The sequence below is a fragment of the Streptococcus constellatus subsp. constellatus genome, from assembly GCF_023167545.1.
Taxonomy (GTDB): Bacteria; Bacillota; Bacilli; order Lactobacillales; family Streptococcaceae; genus Streptococcus; species Streptococcus constellatus.
In genome coordinates, this window is sequence record NZ_AP014647.1 from 554,834 (window position 1) to 578,574 (window position 23,741).

Consider the following 23,741-nt stretch of genomic DNA (forward strand, 5'->3'; position numbering starts at 1 on the left):
ACCTCGTTCTAAAGTTTGTTATAGCTCATTAAAATGAATTGAAGCACTATAAGAAGAAAACTCTAAGGAGGCTAATTATTTATGGCAAATCGTAAAATCGTTGTGGCTTTGGGAGGGAATGCCATCCTTTCATCTGATCCATCAGCAAAAGCACAACAAGAAGCATTAGCAGAAACAGCAAGTCATCTTGTAAAACTGATTAAAAATGGTGATGACTTGATTATCACTCACGGAAATGGACCGCAAGTTGGAAATCTTTTGTTGCAACATTTAGCAGCAGATTCTGAAAAAAATCCAGCATTTCCGTTAGATTCGCTTGTTGCAATGACAGAAGGAAGTATTGGCTATTGGTTGCAAAACGCTCTACAAAATGCACTTCATGAAGAAGGAATTGAAAAAGAAGTTGCTTCTGTTGTGACACAAGTAGTGGTTGATAAAAATGACCCTGCTTTCATAAATTTAAGCAAACCAATCGGACCATTCTACACAGAAGAAGAAGCAAAAGCAGAAGCTGAAAAGAGCGGAGCTACTTTCAAAGAGGATGCTGGACGTGGCTGGAGAAAAGTAGTTGCGTCACCAAAACCAGTTGGAATTAAAGAAATTGAAACCATTCGTACACTCATCAATGCAGGACACGTCGTTGTGGCTGCTGGTGGTGGCGGTATTCCCGTCATCAAGGAAGACAATGGTCATCTTGCAGGCGTAGAAGCAGTAATTGACAAAGACTTTGCTTCACAATGTCTGGCGGAATTGGTCGAAGCAGATCTCTTCATCGTTTTGACCGGTGTAGATTATGTCTATGTCAACTACAATAAACCAGATCAAGCCAAGTTAGAGCGTGTCAATGTAGCTCAGTTGGAAGAATACATCAAGCAAAATCAATTTGCCCCAGGAAGTATGTTACCTAAAGTGCAAGCAGCTATTGCCTTTGTAAATGATCGACCAGAAGGTGAAGCGGTCATTACTTCTCTTGAAAACTTAGGCGCTTTAATTGAGTCTGAAAGCGGAACGATTATTGAAAAAGGATAACAGAGTGTTATTATTGCTTCGTTTAAAATTGTAATAAAACTTTTTAAAACAACGTTAATGTTTCCTATTTTTAGATTTGCTTTCTTTTGATCTATTTTACTGTTGTGAAATGATAATTTTTTTGGAAATTACTAGTTTTTTCCAGATGAATATGTTAAAATATAGTCAAAGGAAGCGCTTTCTGAAAATGGGATTCGGTTAAATTTTTACAATTTGTTACATTTAGGAGGAAAACAAATGAGTGAAAAAGCAAAAAAAGGGTTTAAGATGCCGTCATCTTATACCGTTTTGATGATTATCATTGCAATTATGGCTGTGTTGACCTGGATTATCCCAGCAGGTCAATACGATGCTGATAAAGCTGGTAATCTGATTACAGGAACTTACAAGACTGTTGCTCAAAATCCACAAGGGATTTGGGATGTCTTGATGGCTCCTATTCGTGCTATGCTTGGAAAAGAACCAACTTCAGCAGCGATTGATGTCGCTTTCTTTATCTTGATGGTTGGTGGTTTCCTTGGAGTAGTGAATGAAACAGGTGCCCTTGATGTAGGGATTGCTTCTATCGTCAAGAAGTACAAGGGTCGCGAAAAGATGTTGATTTTAGTCTTGATGCCTTTGTTTGCCCTTGGTGGATCAACTTATGGTATGGGTGAAGAAACCATGGCTTTCTATCCACTTCTTGTGCCAGTTATGATGGCAGTAGGATTTGATAGTTTGACTGCGGTGGCTATTATCCTTCTTGGTTCTCAAATTGGATGTTTGGCTTCTACTCTGAATCCATTTGCTACAGGTATAGCTTCTGCGACAGCAGGTGTAGGTACTGGTGACGGTATCGTTCTTCGGTTAATCTTCTTTGTTGTGATGACAGCTTTGGGTACTTATTTCGTATATCGTTATGCAGATAAGATTCAAAAAGATCCTACAAAATCTTTGGTTTACAGTCATCGTGAAGAAGATTTGAAGCACTTTAATGTAGATGCAGTTGCTAATGTAGAATCCACTCTTAGCAAGAAACAAAAACAAGTGTTGGTACTCTTTGTCTTGACCTTTGTTCTCATGATTATGAGTTTCATTCCATGGACAGACTTGAAGGTAACTATTTTTGAAAGTTTCAATAAATGGTTGGTTGGACTTCCGTTCATTGGTAAGATTGTTGGTAGTTCAACATCTGCTTTGGGTACCTGGTCCTTCCCAGAAGGGGCAATGCTCTTTATGGTAATGGGGATCATCATTGGTTTTGTTTACCGCATGAAAGAAAGCCGCTTTATCACTGTCTTTATCAATGGTGCGGCTGATCTTCTAAGTGTTGCGCTTATCGTAGCTGTTGCGCGTGGTATTCAAGTTATCATGAACGATGGTATGATTACTGCTACAATCCTTCACTGGGGTGAAGTAGGACTCAAGGGTCTATCATCTCAAGTATTCATTGTATTGACTTACCTATTCTATCTGCCAATGTCATTCCTTATCCCATCAACCTCTGGTCTTGCCAGTGCAACAATGGGTATCATGGCACCACTTGGAAAATTTGTCAATGTGCAAGCAAGCTTGATTATCACTGCTTACCAATCAGCTTCCGGTCTTTTGAACCTTCTTACTCCAACATCTGGTATCGTAATGGGAGCTCTTGCTCTTGGACGGATCGAATTGAGTACTTGGTGGAAATTCGTTGCAAAATTGGCTGCTGGAATCTTTGTAGTAAGTATCCTACTTCTTATTTTAGGAACGTTCTTATAATAGGAAAATAACGAGGTGTTCTTTATGAAACAATTTTTAACCGAAGAAATTAAATCTGATTATTTAGAATCGCTGAAAACAATCGTTTCCTACCCGTCAGTTCTTAATGAAGGGGAAAATGGAACACCTTTCGGACAATCTATTCAAAACGTCTTAGAAAAAATGCTAGAGATCACTAGGAGTTTAGGTTTTAAAACTTACATTGATCCTAAAGGCTATTATGGATATGCAGAAATCGGTCAGGGAGAAGAACTCCTGGCCGTTCTCTGCCATTTAGACGTTGTTCCAGCGGGAGATTTGTCCGATTGGGAAACTCCTCCATTTGAAGCAACTATAAAAGATGGCTGGATACATGGACGCGGTGTTCAAGATGATAAAGGTCCGTCCCTAGCTGCACTTTATGCTGTTAAAGCATTGATGGATGCAGGTGTGACATTTAACAAGCGGATTCGTTTCATCTATGGTACAGACGAAGAAACTCTGTGGCGCTGTATGGCTCGTTACAATGAGCTGGAGGAAACAGCGACGCTTGGTTTTGCACCGGATTCTTCTTTCCCGCTGACCTATGCTGAAAAAGGTTTACTGCAGGTTAAGTTACATGGTTCAGGTTCGCAAGAACTTGCTATTGAAGCAGGAGAAGCTTTTAATGTTGTACCTGCAAAAGCAAGTTATACGGGAAATTTAGCAGATTCATTAGAAGCTGAATTGAAAAAACAGGCTTTTGAATACGAACGAACTGCAGATACAGTAACAGTCATTGGTGTCCCTAAGCATTCAAAAGATGCAGCTGAGGGAGTGAATGCTATTGTACGTTTGGCAATGGGGCTAAATCCACTTGTTCAACACTCTACTATTCAATTTATGGCTGAAGCAGTTGGTGAAGATGCTACAGGCAGCAGCTTGTTTGGTGAAATTTCAGATGAGCCTTCAGGAACGTTGTCGTTCAATGTTTCTGGGCTAACTATAAATCAAGACGAGTCCGAGATTCGGATTGATTTGCGGATTCCAGTTCTTGCTGACAAAGATAAATTAGTACGAGAACTAAGTCAAATTGCTGAAAAATATCAATTACGTTATGAAGAATTTGACTATCTTGCACCGTTATATGTGCCACTTGATAGTGAATTGGTCAGCACCTTAATGGCTGTCTATAAAGAAAAAACCAATGATAATAGCCCTGCTGTGTCTTCTGGCGGTGCTACATTTGCTCGTACTATGTCAAATTGTGTAGCTTTTGGTGCACTTTTCCCTGGTGCTTTGCAAACAGAACATCAAGCGAATGAACGAACTGTGATTGACGATCTATATAAGGCAATGGATATTTATGCTGAAACGATTTATCGGTTGACTGGAAAATAGTTAGAAGAAAGCAAGAGTGAAGAAGAACTTGCACATTGTACAAGAGTTCACTTTCCATTTACCTAGCAATCAATCATTGCGTCAATGTGGTTTTGATAGCTAAAAGCTAAGACTGGACGAAAGTCCAGCCTTAGCTTTTTAATCTTTACTGAAAAAGAATGGGGGTGCAAATTGTTTTAATTTGTTAAAACAATCTTGCGCTTTTTGATTGTCCTCGCAGATAATCAAGCAGACATCATCACCGCAGACCGTTGCGACAATTTCGGAAAATTCTAGAGCATCTAAGATAGAACCGAATGATTGTGCCAATCCAGGAAGAGTTTTCATGACAACTTGATGTTGAACAGGACGCAACATAATCAAGGCATCTTCCATATAGAGACGCAGGCGTTTTTCCCAGCGTGAAGGTGCCATGCTATTGATAATGTAATAAGAAATATCTGCTTCGTGTACTTTTACTAAGTTCAAAGCTTTAATGTCTCGAGAAAGTGTGGATTGCGTCACTGTAACGCCATTCGCTTTCAATAAATCTTGTAATTCTTGTTGTGTGTGAATTTTTTTCTCTAGGACAAGTGAGCGAATGAGTCGATGACGGCTTTCAATTTTATTCATATTTCACCTATTATTTTATAAACATAGCATCTCCAAAGCTGAAAAAGCGGTATTTTTCATCAATGGCATGCTGATAAGCAGAGAGCACTAATTCTCGACCTGCAAAGGCTGAAACGAGCATGACGAGAGTGGACTTTGGAAGGTGGAAATTGGTAGAAAAAGCATCTACGATTTTCCAATCGTAGCCAGGTTTAATAAAGATGTTGGTCCAACCAGAGTCAGCTTTGATTTCCCCGTTAAACTTTGAACCAATTGTTTCCAGTGTACGGATAGAAGTTGTTCCAACTGCAACGACATGATGTCCACTAGCTTTGACTTGTCGAAGCGTGTTAGCTGCTTCTTCAGACAATGTATAGAATTCTGAATGCATCTCGTGTTCGTCTACATTGTCTACAGAGACAGGACGGAAGGTTCCTAGACCAACATGAAGCGTCAGATAGACTAATTTTACACCTTTAGCTTCAATCTGAGCCAGCAGCTCTTTGGTAAAATGAAGCCCGGCAGTAGGAGCAGCCGCTGAGCCATTTTCTTTAGCATAAACAGTCTGATAGCGTTCACGGTCTTTTAATTTTTCATGAATATAAGGCGGCAAGGGCATTTCGCCCAGACTTTCAAGCACTTCCAAGAAAATCCCTTGGTAATGGAAACGTACAATTCGTCCGCCGTGTTCTAATTCTTCTAAGACAGTTGCTGTTAAGCGCCCGTCACCAAAAGATATAGCTGCTCCGACTTTTAAGCGCTTGGCTGGCTTCGCTAGCACTTCCCAATCATCTCCTGCGATGTTTTTCAACAGTAGTAATTCAACATGTCCGCCTGTTTCAGGCTTTTCACCATGAAGGCGTGCTGGCAAGACGCGCGTATCATTCATAACCAAAGCGTCTCCAGGATGTAATTGATCAATAATGGCATCAAAGTGAGTATCTTCCATTTGACCAGTTTCGTGATTGACGACTAAAAGGCGGGAAGCATCTCGCTTTTCTAAAGGTGTTTGCGCAATCAATTCTTCTGGTAAATGAAAGTCAAAATCAGCAGTATTCATACATTCTCCTTAGGCTGTAATTAAAATCCATAACGAATAACAACAAGCAACAAGTGGCAGGCACATGAGTAAAATTCCTAAAATCAGTAAGAGATAACGCCACATTCGCTTGGTGTTGAGAAAGATTGCAGTAATAAGAAAAGCAACTCCCAGTAAAAATAAACAGAGTAAATAAACTAACATTCTTCTATTATAGCACGATTTTTCGTGCAAACAAGCTCGGATTTTTTAAAAAGAAACAAATTCTCTTGACAAAAATTGGTCTATACCATATAATGTAATTAAATAAGGAAAAGGAGTTTAGCGATGAGAATTATTCAAGTGGAAAATCAAGTAGACGGCGGTAGAGTAGCCTTTGAATTATTAAAAGAAAAATTAGCTGAAGGAGCTAAAACGTTAGGCTTAGCGACAGGGAGTAGTCCTTTGAGTTTTTACGAGCAAATTGTTGAAAGTGACCTTGATTTGTCAGGCTTAACCAGTGTGAATCTAGACGAGTACATAGGATTAAGTGGGGAAAATCCTCAGTCTTATCGTTATTTTATGCAAGAACATTTATTTAATCAAAAGCCTTTTAAAGAAAGCTTTTTACCAAATGGTGTTGCTGAAGATGCGGAAGCAGAAGTGAAACGCTACAACCAAATTTTGGTAGAACATCCTGTTGATTTGCAAATTTTGGGAATTGGTACAAATGGTCATATTGGGTTTAATGAACCAGGGACGAGCTTTGATAGCACGGTTCATGTAGTGGATTTGGAGCAATCAACTATTGAAGCGAATGCTCGTTTCTTTGATAAAATAGAAGATGTACCGACGCAAGCTTACTCAATGGGGATTCGGAATATTCTCGATGCAAAATCTATTATTTTATTTGCTTATGGTGCTTCAAAAGCTAAAGCGATTGCAGGAACAGTAGAAGGACCGTTTACAGAAGAACTACCAGGAAGCGTCCTTCAAAAACATGAAGATGTTGTCATTATCGCAGATAAAGAAGCTTTAAGCATTTTGAAAAAATAAGAATCTATTTCCTATCTAATTTTTAGGTAGGTTTTTTATTATTTAAAAAAAATTCCTTATCTTACAGGGAAAATATGCTATACTAGAAGATAAGTGAGAACTCAGGAGGATTCTAGTGAAAAAGTTGTTAACTATTGTTTGTTTTTTTGTGTTGTGTGTGGGAACAATCACTATTCATGCGGACGAGTTAGTTGATATGGCGCAAAAAATGTATCCAGACGAAAAGGTCAATCCAATCAATCGTCCGAAATCATCCTTGATAGTAGATGCTAATACGGGAAATATTCTTTGGCAAGATAATATCGATGAAGTTCGTGACCCAGCTAGCATGAGCAAATTGATGACTTTGTATTTAGTTTTTGAAGCGATTCAGCAAGGAAAGTTGAGTGAAAATACAGTTATCAAAGCGACACCACGTGATCAGGCTATTGCAAATATTTACGAGATTTCCAACAATAAAATAGTAGCCGGTGTAGATTATACTGTTTCTGAATTGATTACCATGACAGCAGTTCCTTCATCAAATGCAACGACAGTTATGTTGGCGAATTATCTATCAAACAGTGATCCAGATACATTTTTGGACATGATGAATGCCAAAGCAAAAGAGTTGGGCATGACCAATACAAAATGGTTTAATGCCAGTGGAGCTGCAGCGGTTTCTTTTAAAGGCTTATACACGCCACAACGTTATGATAATAATGCTGCCAATCAGACAACAGCACGTGATTTAGCTATTTTAAGCTACAATTTTGTCAAAAATTATCCAAATATTTTAAACTACACAAATAAATCAGTTGTAACGGTGAAAAAGGGAACGCCGTATGAAGAAACTTTTGAAACTTATAATTACTCACTTCCTGGTGCAAGATATGCTATAAAGGGGGTTGATGGCTTAAAGACAGGATCAAGTCCACGAGGAGCTTTTAACTACATTGCAACGATTAAGCGTGGAAAACAACGCTTGATTAGTGTTATCATGGGAGTTGGGAATTGGTCTGACCAAGATGGAGAATATTACCGCCATCCATTTGGCAATGCCTTGATTGAGAAAGCTTATGCTGATTATGAGTACAAAAAAATTTTCAAGGCTGGAGAACAAACAATCAATGGAAAAAGATATAACCTGTCAAAAGATTTCTATGCAACTGTGAAAAAAGGGGCGTCAGCAAAACCAGTTGTGGAAAATGGAGTATTGAAAAATGATAATGGTCTGAAGCAACTTTCTTCGCTCATTGCAGATGGAGAAAGTGTCACAGACGTAAAGAAAAGAGCAACATCAACAGTACAAAGTACTATAGCAAAGTCTAACGGAAAAAGTTTGAAGCAACTCTTTTTAGATTATTATATTTTTATTGCAGTTCCCATAGTGATTTTTTTGTTGATTATTGTTTTTGAAATCATGAGACGAAAGCAAAAAAGAATGAATCGCTCTTCTCATAGCAATACTCAGTTTTCTCGTCGTAACAAACGTTAATCATTTATTTGTAGAATAGAAAGCTCGATTGGTGATTCCAGTCGAGTTTTATCACATTTTTTAGGGAGAAGAAAAAGTCATGTTTAGGAAATTTCAAAATAGCTATTTTGCCTATTTTTTAATGTATAACTTTTATTTTTTAGCATATGCACTTTTTTCGACTTTAATTTCAGTATATATGCTTGATAAGGGTTATTCAGCTAGTCAGGTGTCACTTGTTGTCTCTGCCTCATTCTTTTCTTCTATGATTGTTCAGCCACTCATGGGGATTTTAAACGATAAGATTGGCATTAAAAAAGTGACCATTTATAGTTTTCTTCTGATTAATATCGCTGCAATCTTTTTTATGCAAGCCAATAATCTTTTATTGTTGACAGTCTGGTATAGTGCTGTTTTAATGTTGGTCAATGGAGTCAATCCTGTTATGGATGTGTTGGCTGCTAGAAGCCCTTATACTTATGGGAAAATTCGTATCTGGGGTACTTTTGGTTATGCAATGGGCTCACAATTAGCAGGATTGATTTATAAATTCATCTCACCGCAAGCAATTTTTATCGTGTTTATCAGTATGATGTGTGTGAGTATTCTTGGGGTATTTGGGATTGAGCCAAAACATAACCAAGGTTCAAAAAAAGCCACACAAACGAAAAATGGCTCTTCTATTGGGCAAATTTTCAAAAATAAAACGTATTTGTTTTATCTTCTTATCGTGGCACTCTATTCTGGAGTTGGAAATACAGGGCATACATATATCCCTTCTATGCTAGAGCATAGCGGTTTAAGTGTTAATATGGCGACAACTGTGGTAGCTATTTCTGTAATTTGCGAGTCGCCATTGATTTTCTTTTCTTATCTTTTTATGGATAAGGTTCCAATTAAAAAATTGCTCTATATTCCTTTGGGAATTTTGCTTTTACAGTATGTGATTTATGGATTGGATTTGGGGCTTACTTCCAAAATTCTCTTAACTTTAATGTCAAAGCATGCTACAGGTATGTTGTTAATTATGGTGACTTTGAAGATTGTTGCTAACATAGTAGATGAGAATTATTTGGTCACAGCTATTGCTTTGGTGCAGACAGCGCGCAATTTGGGAACCATTCTTATTCAAAATATTGCAGGAGATATTATTGATAAATCTGGCTATGAAATGATGAGTTTTTTCTTAGCTGGTGTAATGGTTCTAGTGCTTGTTTTAGCTTTCTTTTTGAAAGTACCAAACAAGTCAAATCAGAAATTGTTTGGTTAAGAGAAGTATAAAGGGACTGGATTTTTTCCAGCCCCTTTATTAAGTACTTTGTTACTTTTGATGTTTGAATGAAAAGAGGCATGTACAGATAATGGAATCAATAGCTCGATAGATAGCTAAAAATGATAGTCTAATAGTAAAAGGTGATATTAAATCAAGGGAAGTTCCGTTTATTAAAGTCTACCTATAAATACGAATCTATCATTTTTCCGCATTATTGTGGCAAAAATATAGATTTTAAAAGCGCTTTCTTAGATGTATAATGAAAATATCAAAATCAGGAGGACTTTAGATATGTCAACTTTTAAAGATGGATTTCTCTGGGGTGGAGCTGTTGCGGCACATCAACTGGAAGGTGGCTGGTAGGAAGGTGGAAAAGGTATCAGTGTGGCGGATGTTATGACCGCAACTCGTCACGGAGTGCCTCGGGAAATTACCCCAGGGGTCCTAGAAGGCAAGTACTATCCTAACCATGAGGCCATTGATTTTTATCATCGTTACAAGGGAGATATTGCTCTTTTTGCAGAGATGGGCTTCAAGTGTTTCCGGACTTCTATTGCCTGGACGCGGATTTTCCCTAAAGGAGATGAAATAGAGCCTAATGAAGCTGGTCTGCAATTTTATGATGACCTTTTTGACGAATGCCTCAAGTATGGTATTGAGCCTGTTATCACTTTGTCTCACTTTGAAATGCCTTATCATTTGGTAACTGAGTATGGTGGCTGGAAAAACCGTAAAGTGATTGACTTCTTTGTACGCTTTGCAGAAGTTGTTTTTGAGCGTTATAAGGATAAAGTCAAATACTGGATGACTTTCAATGAAATCAACAACCAAGCTAATTATCAGGAAGATTTTGCTCCCTTCACCAACTCCGGGATTGTTTATAAAGAAGGCGATGATCGCGAAGCAATCATGTATCAGGCTGCTCACTATGAGTTAGTAGTTTCTGCGCGTGCAGTTAAGGTTGGTCACGAAATCAATCCTGACTTCCAAATCGGTTGCATGATTGCCATGTGCCCTATTTATCCGGCTACTTGTAATCCAAAGGATATTCTTATGGCTATGAAAGCTATGCAGAAGCGTTATTACTTTACAGACGTGCATGTCTTTGGTCGATATCCTGAGCATATTCTCAAATACTGGGAAAGAAAGGGAATCAAGGTGGACTTTAGCAAGCAGGATCAGGAAGATTTGCTGGCGGGCACTGTTGACTATATTGGCTTTAGCTACTATATGTCCTTTGCTATTGACTCCCATCGGGAAAATAATCCTTACTTCGACTTGTATATAATCCAATATTGACCGTTCCATTTATTTTGGCTCCCATCGTCTCTGCTTCGATTGGTTACTGGTCTGTTCAACTTGGACTAGCTGGTAAAGCGATTGCCCAAACACCATGGCCAACACCTATTGGTATTGGAGTATACGTTGGTTCAGGTGGTAATATTGGTGCCTTTGTGGTTGCACTTATCTGTGCTCTGGCTGCCTTTGTAATTTGGTATCCATTTATTAAGATGTATGATACTAAGTTGTACAAAGAAGAAATGAACGGTGCTGAAGCGATTCAATAAATTTGTTTCCCCTTATAAAAGATTTGAGAAACTTTTTCGGAAGTTTCTCTTTTTTGCGAATAATTTCAGTAAAAGGGGAAAATAATTTATGCTAATAGCTTGTCAGGAAAATGGGAACCTACTAAATGCTGTGGAAGATACGGTAAATCCGCTGGATAAATTTCTCTGTCCAGCTTGTTTGGAGGCGGTCCGTTTTAAAAAAGGAAGAGTCATGCGACCGCATTTTGCTCATATTTCTTTAAAAGACTGTCATTTTTATACGGAAAATGAAAGCGCAGAACACCTGAATTTGAAAGCTGCCTTGTTTACTTGGGCCAGAAAGTCTAATCATGCAGTTCAAGTGGAAGCGTATTTACCTAAATTGCAACAAATTGCAGATCTGTTAGTAGAGAAACAGATTGCGCTTGAAGTTCAATGCAGTTCGCTGAGTCAAAAGCGCTTAAAAGAGCGTACGGACAGTTATCATCAGCACGGTTATCATGTTCTTTGGCTATTAGGAAAGAAACTTTGGCTGAAAGATTCTTTAACTAATTTGCAAAAAGATTTTCTTTATTTCAGTCAAAATATGGGCTTTTATCTGTGGGAATTGGATGATAAAAAGCAGAAGATTCGACTCAAGTATCTGATTCACGAAGATTTGCATGGTCGAGCTCAATATAAGGTCCAGTCTTTTCCTTTTGGTCAGGGCAGCCTTTTGACTGTTCTGCGAACGCCCTTTCAACGGCAGGAGATGACCAGTTTTTTAGCAAAAGAGGATAAAAATATTTGCCGTTATGTTCGTCAACAGCTCTATTATCAACAACCTAAATGGATGAAATTACAGGCAGAATTGTATCAAGCGGGTGATAATTTATTGACTAAAACGGCTAGTGACTTTTATCCGCAGGTTCAGCCTGTTCGTGCCAGCTCTTTTTGTCAGATTTTTCAAGACCTCACACCTTATTACCAACAATTTTCAGCTTATTATGAAAAGGAAAAGAATAAAAATTTTCAAATTCTCTATCCTCCAGCTTTTTATACAAGGATTTTATCAGTATTTATGATAGAATAGGAAAGACGGAGGAAATTTTATGGCAAAACAAAGAAATGAAATTGAAGAAAAATACACTTGGGATTTAACGACGATTTTCCCAACGGATGAAGCGTTTGAAATGGAATTAGCGCAAGTTTCAAAGGAATTAAAAGAAGCTAGTCATTTAGCAGGTCATCTTTTGGATTCAGCCGATAGCCTTTTAAAAACGACAGACATCCAAATGGATTTAATGCGTCGTATTGAAAAGCTCTATTCCTATGCTCACATGAAAAATGATCAAGATACGCGTGTGGCAAAATATCAAGAGTATCAAGCCAAGGGCATGGCTATTTATAGCGAGTTCGGGCAGGTGTTTGCTTTCTATGAGCCAGAATTTATGGCAATTACAGATGAACAGTATCAGGTTTTCTTAGTTGAAAAACCTGAATTGCAAATCTATCAGCACTTCTTTGACAAGTTATTGCAAAAGAAACCTCACATCCTTTCTCAACGCGAGGAAGAATTGTTGGCAGGTGCTGGTGAAATTTTTAGTGCTGCTGGTGATACTTTTGGAATTTTGGACAATGCCGATATCGTCTTTCCAATTGTACATGATGAAGAAGGCAATGAAGTACAATTGACGCATGGAAATTACATTAGCTTAGTGGAGTCAAAAAATCGTACAGTCCGTAAGGAAGCTTATGAAGCACTTTATAGCGTTTATGAACAATATCAACATACTTATGCTAAGACACTCCAAACAAATGTTAAGGTGCATAATTACAATGCAAAAGTACGTAAGTTTTCTTCGGCACGCGAAGCAGCCTTGTCTGCTAACTTTATTCCAGAAAGTGTTTATGAGAGCTTGGTGTCTGCAGTCAACAAACATTTACCGCTCTTACATCGCTATGTTCAGTTACGAGCTAAGATTTTAGGCATTTCAGATCTCAAGATGTATGACGTTTATACACCGCTATCAGAGATAGATTATAAATTTACCTATGAAGCAGCTTTGACGAAAGCGGAAGAAGTTTTAGCAATTCTTGGAGATGATTATCTTAACCGAGTGAAAAAAGCCTTTTCAGAGCGTTGGATTGATGTTTGTGAGAATCAAGGTAAACGGTCAGGAGCTTATTCTGGCGGCTCTTACGATACTAATGCTTTTATGTTGCTGAATTGGCAAGATACCTTAGATAATCTCTTCACCTTGGTTCATGAAACGGGTCATAGTATGCATTCTAGCTATACTCGTGAAACACAGCCTTATGTTTATGGTGATTATTCTATTTTCTTAGCTGAGATTGCTTCTACTACCAATGAAAATATACTGACGGAGAAATTATTGGAAGAAGTAGATGACGATCAAACTCGTTTTGCGATTCTGAATCATTTCTTGGATGGCTTCCGCGGAACTGTTTTCCGCCAAACTCAATTTGCTGAGTTTGAGCATGCTATCCATAAGGCTGATCAAGAAGGTCAAGTCTTAACTAGTGAATTTTTGAATAATTTATACGCAGATTTGAACGAAAAATATTATGGTTTGACGAAAGAAGATAATCCACAAATTCAATACGAATGGGCACGGATTCCTCATTTTTACTATGACTATTATGTATTTCAATATGCGACTGGTTTTTCAGCAGCATCTGCCTTAGCCGATAAAATTGTCAATGGAACGCAAGAAGATAAAGAGAAATATCTCCATTATCTCAAAGCAGGAAATTCTGATTATCCGCTGAATGTCATTAAAAAAGCTGGTGTTGATATGGAAAAAGAAGACTATCTCAATGCTGCCTTTGCAGTCTTTGAACGTCGTCTTGATGAATTTGAAGCACTTGTAGAAAAGTTGGGCTTAGCATAAATGGTTAAATCCTATAGTAAAAATGCCAATCACAATATGCGTCGCCCCGTTGTCAAGGAAGAAATAGTTGATTTTATGCGGACACGGCAAAAACGAGTTTCGGGCTCCTTAGAAGAGCTCGAAAATTTTGCTCATGAAGAAAATATTCCCATTATTCCTCACGAAACAGTTGCATATTTTCGTTTTTTGTTAGAAACGTTACAGCCTGAAAAAATTTTGGAAATTGGGACAGCCATTGGTTTTTCAGCACTTTTAATGGCAGAACATGCACCACATGCGCAAATTACAACGATTGATCGCAATCCAGAAATGATTGCTCTTGCTAAAGCAAATTTTGCCAAGTTTGATAAGCGCAGGCAAATTACATTGCTTGAAGGAGACGCAATGGCTATTCTTCCCAGCTTGAAAGATTTCTATGACTTTGTCTTTATGGATTCTGCCAAGTCCAAATACGTTGTTTTTCTGCCGGAAGTTCTGAAACACCTTGATTCGGGAGGAATTATCATCATAGACGATGTTTTCCAGGGTGGAGATGTTGCTAAGGATATAATAGAAGTACGTCGAAGTCAGAGAACCATTTATCGTGGCTTGCAAAACTTATTTGATGCAACGCTTGATAATCCAGATTTAACAGCTACCTTATTACCGCTTGGTGATGGTTTGTTGATGATTCGAAAAAAATGAGATATTTGTGATTTTCTTATTATTAACAAGTTTTTAGGAAAATTTAAGATATGAAATCTATTTTATGGTACAATAAGAAGGTGAATTAAAAAAAGGAGTATTCATAATGAAGAAAAAATTTCTAGCAGGAGCTATTACGCTTTTGTCGGTTGTAACGTTAGCAGCATGTTCACAAGCAGGTGGAAAAGATATTATCACGATGAAGGGGAGTACGATTACTGTTAGTGATTTTTACAACAAAGTGAAAAATAATGCAGCGGCTCAACAAGTGCTTCTAAATATGACAATCAAAAATGTTTTTGAAAAAAAATATGGTAAGAATGTCACAGAGAAAGAAGTTACTGAAACATTTAATAAAACTAAGAGTAGTTATGGGAATGCTTTTGCACAAGCATTGGCAAGAGCAGGATTGACAGAAGAGACTTACCGTGAACAAATTAAAACAAACAAATTAGTAGAATATGCGGTTAAAAAAGAAGCTGAAAAAAGCTTAACTGATGCTAACTATAAGAAAGCTTATGAGAGCTATACACCAGAAGTAACTGCTCAAATCATTAAAGTCAACAATCAAAATAAAGCAAAAGAACTTTTAGCAAAAGCAAAAGCTGAGGGTGCAGACTTTGGTAAATTAGCTAAAGAAAACTCCACTGATACAAAAACAAAAAATAAAGGTGGCGAAGTCAAGTTTGATTCAACTTCAACAGAAGTACCAGCTGCGGTCCAAAAAGCAGCTTTTGCGCTTGAAGCAAATGGAATTTCTGAGGTTGTGACAGTTAAGACATCTGCGACTTCTACAAGTTATTATATTGTGAAAGTTAATAGCAAAAAGAAAAAATCTGATAATTGGAAAGATTATAAGACCCAATTGAAGAAGATGGTATTAGGTCAAAAGCAAAATGATCGTACGTTTATCCAAAAAGTTGTTGCCAAAGAATTGCAAGCAGCTAATATTAAAGTAAAAGATCAAGCTTTCCAAAATCTATTCTCACAATATGTTAAGTCAGATAACAAATCAACATCTAGCTCGTCATCTTCATCAAAATAAGTTGACGAAATGCTCATAAGTGAGTATAATAAATCTATTGAGAATTGATTTTTGACCTCTTAGCACAGAGAATTGGCGGTGCTGCAAGCCATGTAAGAACGGAAATCATGCTACTCAAATAAAAAATTGCATACATAAATGAGAATGGCAAGTTCATTGAATGAAGGTGGTACCGCGGTTTTTCGCCCTTCGTCTAGTGGACTTGTCTTTTTGTGAGGAATGTCATGAAGACCTATCTTGTAAAACAGAAATTTCGCTTTGGTGGTGAAAAGTTTGATATCAAGGATGATCGAGGAAACGTTGATTATCAAGTGGAAGGAAGCTTTTTAAAAATTCCAAAAACCTTCACCATTTATGACTATAAAGGTGAATTAGTGAGTCAGATTATTAAAAAAACACTTACTTTTTTGCCCCAATTTGAAGTTCAATTGTGCAATGGTTCGAATTTTTATATTCGTAAAAAATTTACCTTTTTACGAGATAAATATGAATTTGACAACTTAGGTTTGCGCGTGGAAGGAAATATCTGGGATTTGGAATTTCGTTTGCTAGATGATCAGGGACAAGTAATTGCAGAGATTTCAAAAGAGTTATTTCATCTGACTTCCACTTATCAGGTTACGATTTATGAAGATTCCTATGCTGATTTGATCATTTCATTATGTATCGCCATTGACTATGTGGAGGCTCTCGAAAATAGCTCTTCGTAGGTAATAGGAAAATCATCTAAAGAAAAGTTTTAAGGAGAAGAAAAAATGAAACAATTATCGAGCGCTCAAGTACGCCAAATGTGGTTAGATTTTTGGGCTTCAAAAGGGCATGCTATAGAACCGTCTGTTAGTTTAGTGCCAGTCAATGATCCAACCTTGCTGTGGATTAATTCTGGGGTTGCAACGTTAAAGAAGTATTTTGATGGCACTATTATTCCAGAAAATCCACGGATTACCAATGCGCAGAAAGCGATTCGGACGAACGATATTGAAAATGTCGGAAAAACAGCGCGGCACCATACCATGTTTGAAATGTTAGGAAATTTTTCTATTGGTGATTATTTCCGTGATGAAGCAATTGAGTGGGCCTTTGAACTCTTAACCAGCCCTAAATGGTTTGATTTCCCGAAAGATAAGCTCTATATGACTTATTATCCGGACGATCATGATTCTTACAATCGTTGGATTTCAGTTGGCGTCGATCCAAGCCATTTGATTCCAATTGAGGATAATTTTTGGGAAATTGGTGCAGGACCTTCTGGGCCCGATACAGAAATTTTCTTTGACCGTGGAGAAGCTTTTGATCCTGAACATCAAGGACTTCGTTTACTTGCAGAAGATATTGAAAATGATCGTTACATTGAAATTTGGAATATTGTTCTGTCTCAATTCAATGCAGATCCATCTATCCCACGGAGTGAATATAAGGAGCTACCTCACAAAAATATTGATACAGGTGCAGGTTTAGAGCGTTTGGTGGCGGTTATCCAAGGGGCAAAAACAAATTTTGAAACAGACCTCTTTATGCCAATTATCAGCGAAGTAGAAAAATTATCCGGTAAGAATTATAATCCAGACGGAGATAATATGAGCTTCAAGGTCATTGCAGACCATATCCGTTCTTTGTCATTTGCTATTGGGGATGGTGCTCTTCCGGGAAATGAAGGACGTGGCTATGTTTTACGCCGCTTGCTCCGCCGAGCTTCTATGCATGGTCAAAAATTAGGAATCAATGAGCCTTTCCTTTACAAACTCGTTCCAACAGTTGGGAAAATTATGGAAAGTTATTATCCAGAAGTGCTTGAAAAGCAAGATTTCATCGAAAAAATTGTCAAAAGTGAAGAAGAATCATTTGCTCGTACACTTCATTCAGGTCAACACTTTGCACAAAGTATTGTAAAGGAACTAAAAACAAAAGGACAGTCTGTTATTTCAGGAACTGATGTCTTTAAACTTTATGATACCTATGGTTTCCCAGTAGAATTGACCCAAGAAATCGCTGAAGAAGCAGGTATGACAGTAGACCGTGAAGGTTTTGAATCTGCTATGAAAGAGCAGCAAGAACGAGCGCGGGCTAGCGTTGTTAAAGGTGGCTCTATGGGCATGCAAAATGAAACTTTGCAAAACATCACAGCTGAAAGCCACTTTAATTATGAAAAAGAAATCTTATCTGCAAACTTGGTTGCGATTGTGGCAGCTGACGAAGAAGTTGAAGAAGTTTCAACTGGGAAAGCTTACCTTGTTTTTTCAGAGACGCCTTTTTATGCTGAAATGGGGGGACAAGTGGCAGACCATGGACACATTTTTGACTCTGAAGGTCAACTCGTTGCCCAAGTTGTAGATGTTCAAAAAGCCCCAAATGGACAACCGCTCCATACGGTAGAAGTGCTAGCACCACTCACGTTAGGCCATGAGTATAAACTTGAAATTGACCACGATCGTCGTCACCGTGTGATGAAGAATCACACTGCAACACACCTACTTCATGCGGCTCTTCATCATGTCTTAGGTAAACATGCAACGCAAGCAGGCTCTCTCAATGAAGTAGAATTTCTTCGATTTGACTTCACTCATTTCCAAGCAGTTACAGCAGAAGAGCTACGTTGCATTGAGCAAGAAGTTAATGAAAAAATTTGGGAAGCCATTGACATTAAAACTATTGAAACAGACATTGATACTGCTAAAGAAATGGGTGCGATGGCTCTCTTTGGAGAAAAATACGGAAAAGAAGTTCGTGTGGTGACAATTGGAGATTACTCTATTGAGTTGTGTGGTGGTACTCACATGAAGAATACTTCTGAAATTGGTCTTTTCAAGATTGTCAAAGAAGAAGGAATCGGCTCAGGAACTCGTCGTATCCTCGCTGTGACGAGCAAAGAAGCCTTTGAAGCGTACCGTGAGGAAGAAGATGCTTTGAAAGCTATTGCAACGACATTGAAAGTCCCACAAATGAAAGAAGTTTCTCGTAAAGTTGAAGCCTTGCAAGAACAACTTCGTCAATTGCAAAAAGAAAATGCTGAACTGAAAGAAAAAGCAGCAGCAGCAGCTTCAGGTGAAGTCTTCAAGAATGTTCAGGAAGCTAATGGACACAGCTTTATTGCCAGCCAAGTTTCTGTATCTGAAGCGGGTGCTCTACGCACTTTTGCAGACACTTGGAAACAAAAAGACTATTCAGACGTTCTTGTCCTTGTGGCAGCCATTGGTGAGAAAGTGAATGTTCTTGTGGCTAGCAAAACAAAAGATATTCACGCTGGTAATTTAATCAAGGAACTTGCTCCAATCGTAGCTGGTCGTGGTGGTGGTAAACCAGATATGGCAATGGCTGGAGGAAGCAACCAAGCAGCTATTCAAGAATTACTTACAGCTGTTCCTGAAAAATTGTAATGTCATATTACTTTAAGCGAGATAGATCTGTGCTTGTCTCTACAAGGATTTCAAAAAATGAAATCTAAGAGAGTTGCATAAAAATCATACAAAAAACGAACAGTTTCGATATTCTGTTAGTCAGAACGTCGGAATTATTCGTTTTTTTATTTGTACGATTAAGTCATGGTGTTTTATAAAGACTTTTTGACTGAAAAAGATAGTTATTCCAATTTCCTTACGATTCACTTATATTTTTGATAGTTACAATTTTATAAAAATATGGTACAATAGTTTTGAAGATAAAACGCTTTCATACAGCTAATTATGTTGCGATAAAAAGACAAATATTGCCAGTTAGCGTATGATTTTTTTGTAAAAACTCACAAATTTATGACAAAGGAGATGATGTTGTTCAGTAGTACAGTTTAAGGTAACGGAAACATGCTTTTTAAAGAGAGAAAGGAGATTCTTATGGGACTCATTAAAGCAGGAATTGGTGCCGTAGGCGGCGTATTGGCTGACCAATGGAAAGAATTCTTTTACTGTGATGCCATGGACAAGTCCGTCATGGTGGTCAAAGGACAAAAGCAAGTATCTGGACGTTCATCTAATACGAAGGGTAACGACAACATTATTTCGAATGGTTCTGGAATTGCTGTTGCAGATGGTCAGTGTATGATGATTGTTGAGCAAGGAAAAATTGTTGAAGTCTGTGCAGAACCTGGTCAGTTCACTTATGACACCTCTAGCGAGCCGAGCATTTTTACAGGTAATTTAGGCGATTCCATTAAGGAAACTTTTAAACAAATTGGAAAACGTTTCACTTATGGTGGTGATACAGGCAAAGATCAACGTGTTTATTATTTCAATACAAAAGAGCTGATTGATAATAAGTTTGGCACACCAAATCCGATTCCGTTTCGTGTGGTGGATTCAAAAATCGGCTTAGATGTGGATGTTTCTGTCCGTTGTTCTGGTGTTTATTCTTATAAGATTGCAGACCCACTTCTTTTCTATACCAATGTCTGTGGCAATGTCGAAAAAGAATATTTGCGTGAAGAGTTAGAATCACAACTGAAAACAGAATTTATCAGTGCTCTTCAACCAGCATTCGCTACATTGTCTGATTTAGAATTGCGACCAAATCAAATCGTTAGCCATAATACAGAACTCGAAAATGCTATGAATGAAGCACTCTCTAGCAAATGGGGCGAGCTTCGTGGTTTGAAAGTCATCAGTGTAGCTCTTGGTTCAGTAACTCTTCCAGACGAAGATGCTGAAATGATTAAGCAGGCTCAACGTGTGGCTATTATGAAGGACCCAACCATGGCAGCGGCTACCTTAGTCGGTGCACAGGCAGATGCTATGAAAGCAGCGGCTGAAAATCCAGGCGGTGCGATGACTGGCTTTATGGGAGTAGGAATGGCAGCGGGCGCAGGCGGCATGAATGCTCAAAATCTTTTTGCGATGGGACAAGAGCAGGCAGCTAGTCAGCAAACGCAAACAGCGAGTGCAACCTCTCAAACCCAAACTACTGCAGATAAATGGACTTGTCCAAATGGACATGAAGCTTCAGGTAAATTCTGTCCAGAATGCGGTTCACCAAAACCTGTGAGTGACAGCTGGACTTGTACTTGCGGCGCTGTAAATAAAGGTAAATTCTGCTCAAATTGTGGAAAACCAAAGCCAGAACCCCAACGTCAATACCGTTGCAGCAATTGTGGCTGGCAGCCAGAAGATGCTTATAATCCACCTAAATTCTGCCCAGAATGTGGCAATGTATTTGATGAAAATGACCTTGTTTAAAACTTTTCTAACTATCTCATAGATCGATGACAGTAGAAAGGAGGTCATCATGGCTGATTTACAAGAATATAAATGTCCAAATTGTGGTGGTGCTCTTGAATTTAATAGTTCAATCCAGAAAATGAAGTGTCCTTATTGTGATTCCGAATTGGATATGTCAAGTTTGAAGGAATTGGATGAACAATTAAAAACCCAGACTGATGAAAATATGACCTGGAGTACGCAAGCTGGTGGTGAATGGGATACGGGCGAGATTGATCAGCTGTCAGTTTATGTCTGTAAATCTTGTGGTGGTGAAATTGTTGCTGACGAGTCAACAGCAGCCACTTCGTGTCCATTCTGCGATAATCCTGTTGTTATGATGGGACGCTTTGCTGGTGATTTAAAGCCAGATTATGTGATTCCATTCAAATTAGATAAAAAGGCAGCAAAGGCGAATCTGAACAAGCATCTCATGGGGAAACGTCTCTTGCCAAAAGTTTTTAAAGACCAAAATCATATTGATGAAGTAAAGGGGGTTTATGTTCCGTTCTGGCTTTTTGACACAGAAGCAGATGCGGATGTTCATTATAAAGCAAGCAGGATTAGAACATGGAGTGATAGTGAGTATGACTATACCGAAACAAGCTATTTTTCAGTTATTCGTTCCGGTCAGTTAGCGTTTGAACATATCCCAGTAGACGGTTCAAGTAAATTGGATGATCAATTAATGGAATCCATTGAACCCTTTGATTTTTCAGAAGCTGTTGATTTTCAGACAGCTTACCTAGCAGGATACCTAGCAGATAAATATGATGTCGGAGCCGAGGAGAGCATTACTCATGCTAACAGCCGTGTCAAGCAAAGCACGGAGGAAGCCTTTGAAGATACAGTTACGGGGTTTTCTGCCGTTACCCCAGAATCTTCGAATATTCGCTTGATAAATGGTTCAACTAAGTATGTTCTCTATCCAGTTTGGCTCTTAAATACGACTTGGAGGGGCAAAAAGTTTGTCTTTGCGATGAATGGTCAGACTGGTAAATTCGTCGGAGATTTGCCCTTAGACAAGCAAGCTTATAGACGTTGGCTAATTGGACTGGGCGTGGCTGCAAGTTTAGTTAGTTATGCGGCTGTATGGATGATTCACTTACTGTAAGAAGGGAGGATGAGATTATGTTGAAGAAATTCATAACATTACTGACAACTCTTCTTCTCTCCTTTCTCATGATTGGGACTGTCTGTGCAGAAGAAACCAGCTATATTCGTGATGAAGTCTCAGCCTTTTCAAGCAAGGAAATAACAGAGATTAACAAAGCGGCTAAAGCTATTGAAGAACAATATCATTTGAAAGTTTACTTTTTAGCAGCAAAATCAGTAGGTGAAGATGGTATTTTGTCTTATGCTGAAAAGGTTTATCAAGAATCTGCAGGCACAGCTGAAGGTATTCTCCTTGCTGTTGATAAAGAAAAAAATGAATGGATCCTATATTATGCCGGAAACGCTAAAGAAAAGCTAGGAGCAAAGAGTGACGACATACTTTGGAAAGCTTTTGAGAGTGGGAAAAATATTTATAGCGGTGTTCGGTATTATCTCAATAAAGTAACCAAATTGCTCAATGCATCGGCCAATCCATTACTGGTAGATGAAGCGGACTTGCTGAAGCCGAATCAAGAAAAAGTCTTACTATCAAAGCTCCAAGACATTAGTCAGCGCCAAAAATGCGATGTTGTTGTCGTGACCGTTAAGAGTCTGGAAGGAAAAAGTGCTCAAGACTTCGCAGATGACTACTTCGACTACAATGGCTACGGTCAAGGAAAAAATCATGATGGGGTGCTTTTCTTAATCAGTATGGCAGAACGGAAGTGGCATATTTCAACGACAGGCTACGGCATCACTGCTTTTACCGATGCTGGCTTAGACTACCTATCAAAGCAGTTCTTGCCTGATTTAAAAGATGGTGACTACAATGCTGCTTTTACAACCTACGCTGAGCAGTGTGATGAATTCCTCACTCAAGCACGAAAAGGGCAGCCTTATGATGTAAAAAATCTCCCTAAGGAGCCTTTAAGTTGGTACTGGATTCCTGGAGCATTGGCTATTGGCTTTGGTATCGCCTTTCTCATCGTAACAGGAATGAAAGGTCAGCTCAAATCTGTCTATCATCAAACCGGAGCCACTGATTACATCAAGAAAAATAGTCTCCAGATTACCAATGCTCAAGAATTCTTCCTCTACTCAAATGTAGATAAGAAAGCAAAACCGGAGCCTAGCAGCTCCAGTGATTCTGGGGGTAGTAGCACACATACATCTTCATCAGACAGAAGTCACGGGGGCAGTGGCGGAAGTTTTTAGATGGATAATAGTGGAAGTTAAAAAAGGTCAGGATATTTATGCTGACCTTTTTATTACACTTCATTTTACAACGGTGCGAATTTTAAAATTTTCAAACGATGTTGTCCACAATAATTTTATTTCTAGGGGAATTCAACGAGGAATTGGAAACGCTATTATTTTGCTTTACATCATTTTCCAAGTCAGAAAGAATATCTTCATTTGCCAGTTGATTTTCATACAAAAAAGTAGCAAACATCTTTCCTTTTATATTTGCATTGAAATCTGCAATGACTTTTGCATAGAAATAGCGTTTGCCTGCCAAACCTAAGACAATCAACATATTTCCAAGAATTCCCAACATCAAGATTTGCCAGAGAATCATTAAATTTTTCGTTTGAAAACTATCAATAATCATCCGAACGAGGGTAGGATTTAAGACCGACTCAACCCATGTCAGCACGATAAACAGAAAGTAAATCGCTAGTAGTTTTTTTGAAATAAATCGTTTAAGCATATCTGATAAATCCTTATAGAACATATGAATACTTTAAAAACTCTCAAAAAGCTGTTTGAG

Annotated in this window: 18 protein-coding genes and 3 pseudogenes; 17 read left to right on the forward strand and 4 right to left on the reverse strand. The window is 38.3% G+C overall.

Going from position 1 to position 23,741, the window contains the following annotated elements; translation table 11 throughout:
* Positions 1-81 precede the first annotated feature (81 nt).
* The 3 genes from arcC to SCSC_RS02815 all read left to right on the forward strand — a co-directional run bounded on the left by arcC (position 82) and on the right by SCSC_RS02815 (position 4,128).
* Positions 82-1,029 carry a carbamate kinase gene (arcC, locus tag SCSC_RS02805; protein WP_003028182.1) on the forward strand — a complete coding sequence of 316 codons (948 nt, stop codon included), beginning with the start codon at positions 82-84 and terminating at the stop codon, positions 1,027-1,029.
* 237 nt (positions 1,030-1,266) lie between these two features.
* The gene (locus SCSC_RS02810) at positions 1,267-2,769 is read left to right on the forward strand and encodes a YfcC family protein (protein ID WP_006270160.1); all 1,503 of its coding nucleotides are present in this window, start codon (positions 1,267-1,269) and stop codon (positions 2,767-2,769) included.
* Between the two features lie 24 nt (positions 2,770-2,793).
* Positions 2,794-4,128 (forward strand): dipeptidase, encoded by a 1,335-nt coding sequence (locus SCSC_RS02815; protein WP_006270157.1) that lies wholly within the window; start codon positions 2,794-2,796, stop codon positions 4,126-4,128.
* A gap of 138 nt (positions 4,129-4,266) precedes the next feature.
* On the opposite strand, the gene SCSC_RS02820 is transcribed toward SCSC_RS02815, so the two are convergent.
* The 3 genes from SCSC_RS02820 to SCSC_RS02830 are packed head-to-tail and all read right to left on the reverse strand — an operon-like array spanning position 4,267 to position 5,962.
* Positions 4,267-4,740 carry an arginine repressor gene (locus SCSC_RS02820; protein ID WP_006270140.1) on the reverse strand — a complete coding sequence of 158 codons (474 nt, stop codon included), beginning with the start codon at positions 4,738-4,740 and terminating at the stop codon, positions 4,267-4,269.
* Between the two features lie 10 nt (positions 4,741-4,750).
* Entirely contained in the window at positions 4,751-5,779 is a 1,029-nt protein-coding gene (gene queA / locus SCSC_RS02825; protein ID WP_006270142.1) for a tRNA preQ1(34) S-adenosylmethionine ribosyltransferase-isomerase QueA, read from the reverse strand.
* Between the two features lie 9 nt (positions 5,780-5,788).
* On the reverse strand, positions 5,789-5,962 hold the full coding sequence (locus SCSC_RS02830) for a hypothetical protein (RefSeq protein WP_006270170.1): 174 nt from the start codon (positions 5,960-5,962) through the stop codon (positions 5,789-5,791).
* A 123-nt stretch (positions 5,963-6,085) separates the two neighbouring features.
* Between SCSC_RS02830 and SCSC_RS02835 the strand changes: the two genes are divergently transcribed.
* The 14 genes and pseudogenes from SCSC_RS02835 (at position 6,086) to SCSC_RS02900 (ending at position 23,185) form a co-directional block, all read left to right on the forward strand.
* Positions 6,086-6,793: a glucosamine-6-phosphate deaminase gene (locus tag SCSC_RS02835; RefSeq protein ID WP_003025400.1), complete on the forward strand. Its 708-nt coding sequence runs from the start codon at positions 6,086-6,088 to the stop codon at positions 6,791-6,793.
* A 115-nt stretch (positions 6,794-6,908) separates the two neighbouring features.
* Positions 6,909-8,270, forward strand: coding sequence for a DUF1958 domain-containing protein (locus tag SCSC_RS02840; RefSeq protein WP_006270176.1), 1,362 nt, complete (start codon positions 6,909-6,911; stop codon positions 8,268-8,270).
* A gap of 79 nt (positions 8,271-8,349) precedes the next feature.
* Positions 8,350-9,519 carry an MFS transporter gene (locus tag SCSC_RS02845; protein ID WP_006270163.1) on the forward strand — a complete coding sequence of 390 codons (1,170 nt, stop codon included), beginning with the start codon at positions 8,350-8,352 and terminating at the stop codon, positions 9,517-9,519.
* Positions 9,520-9,813: 294 nt separating this feature from the next.
* A pseudogene (locus SCSC_RS02850) lies at positions 9,814-10,800 on the forward strand (6-phospho-beta-glucosidase); the annotation flags it as partial.
* Positions 10,794-11,090: pseudogene (gene celB / locus SCSC_RS02855) on the forward strand (PTS cellobiose transporter subunit IIC); the annotation flags it as partial. The pseudogenes SCSC_RS02850 and celB, both read left to right, overlap by 7 nt.
* Before the next feature lie 88 nt (positions 11,091-11,178).
* Complete coding sequence (locus SCSC_RS02860; protein WP_006270162.1) at positions 11,179-12,141, forward strand: competence protein CoiA; 963 nt, start codon at positions 11,179-11,181, stop codon at positions 12,139-12,141.
* 19 nt (positions 12,142-12,160) lie between these two features.
* Positions 12,161-13,963: an oligoendopeptidase F gene (gene pepF, locus SCSC_RS02865; RefSeq protein WP_003069865.1), complete on the forward strand. Its 1,803-nt coding sequence runs from the start codon at positions 12,161-12,163 to the stop codon at positions 13,961-13,963.
* Positions 13,964-14,647, forward strand: a complete 684-nt coding sequence (locus SCSC_RS02870; RefSeq protein ID WP_006270129.1) for an O-methyltransferase — start codon at positions 13,964-13,966, stop codon at positions 14,645-14,647.
* A 106-nt stretch (positions 14,648-14,753) separates the two neighbouring features.
* Positions 14,754-15,692: a peptidylprolyl isomerase PrsA gene (gene prsA / locus SCSC_RS02875; RefSeq protein WP_006270138.1), complete on the forward strand. Its 939-nt coding sequence runs from the start codon at positions 14,754-14,756 to the stop codon at positions 15,690-15,692.
* Between the two features lie 224 nt (positions 15,693-15,916).
* Positions 15,917-16,402, forward strand: a complete 486-nt coding sequence (locus tag SCSC_RS02880; RefSeq protein WP_006270122.1) for an LURP-one-related/scramblase family protein — start codon at positions 15,917-15,919, stop codon at positions 16,400-16,402.
* Positions 16,403-16,447: 45 nt separating this feature from the next.
* Positions 16,448-19,066 (forward strand): alanine--tRNA ligase, encoded by a 2,619-nt coding sequence (gene alaS / locus SCSC_RS02885; protein WP_006270119.1) that lies wholly within the window; start codon positions 16,448-16,450, stop codon positions 19,064-19,066.
* 453 nt (positions 19,067-19,519) lie between these two features.
* Positions 19,520-20,854: an SPFH domain-containing protein gene (locus tag SCSC_RS02890; RefSeq protein WP_006270132.1), complete on the forward strand. Its 1,335-nt coding sequence runs from the start codon at positions 19,520-19,522 to the stop codon at positions 20,852-20,854.
* Between the two features lie 49 nt (positions 20,855-20,903).
* Complete coding sequence (locus SCSC_RS02895; protein ID WP_006270133.1) at positions 20,904-21,989, forward strand: TFIIB-type zinc ribbon-containing protein; 1,086 nt, start codon at positions 20,904-20,906, stop codon at positions 21,987-21,989.
* 17 nt (positions 21,990-22,006) lie between these two features.
* Complete coding sequence (locus SCSC_RS02900) at positions 22,007-23,185, forward strand: TPM domain-containing protein (protein WP_006270171.1); 1,179 nt, start codon at positions 22,007-22,009, stop codon at positions 23,183-23,185.
* Between the two features lie 160 nt (positions 23,186-23,345).
* Here SCSC_RS02900 and SCSC_RS02905 read toward each other — a convergent pair.
* A pseudogene (locus SCSC_RS02905) lies at positions 23,346-23,681 on the reverse strand (ABC transporter ATP-binding protein); the annotation flags it as partial.
* Positions 23,682-23,741 lie beyond the last annotated feature (60 nt).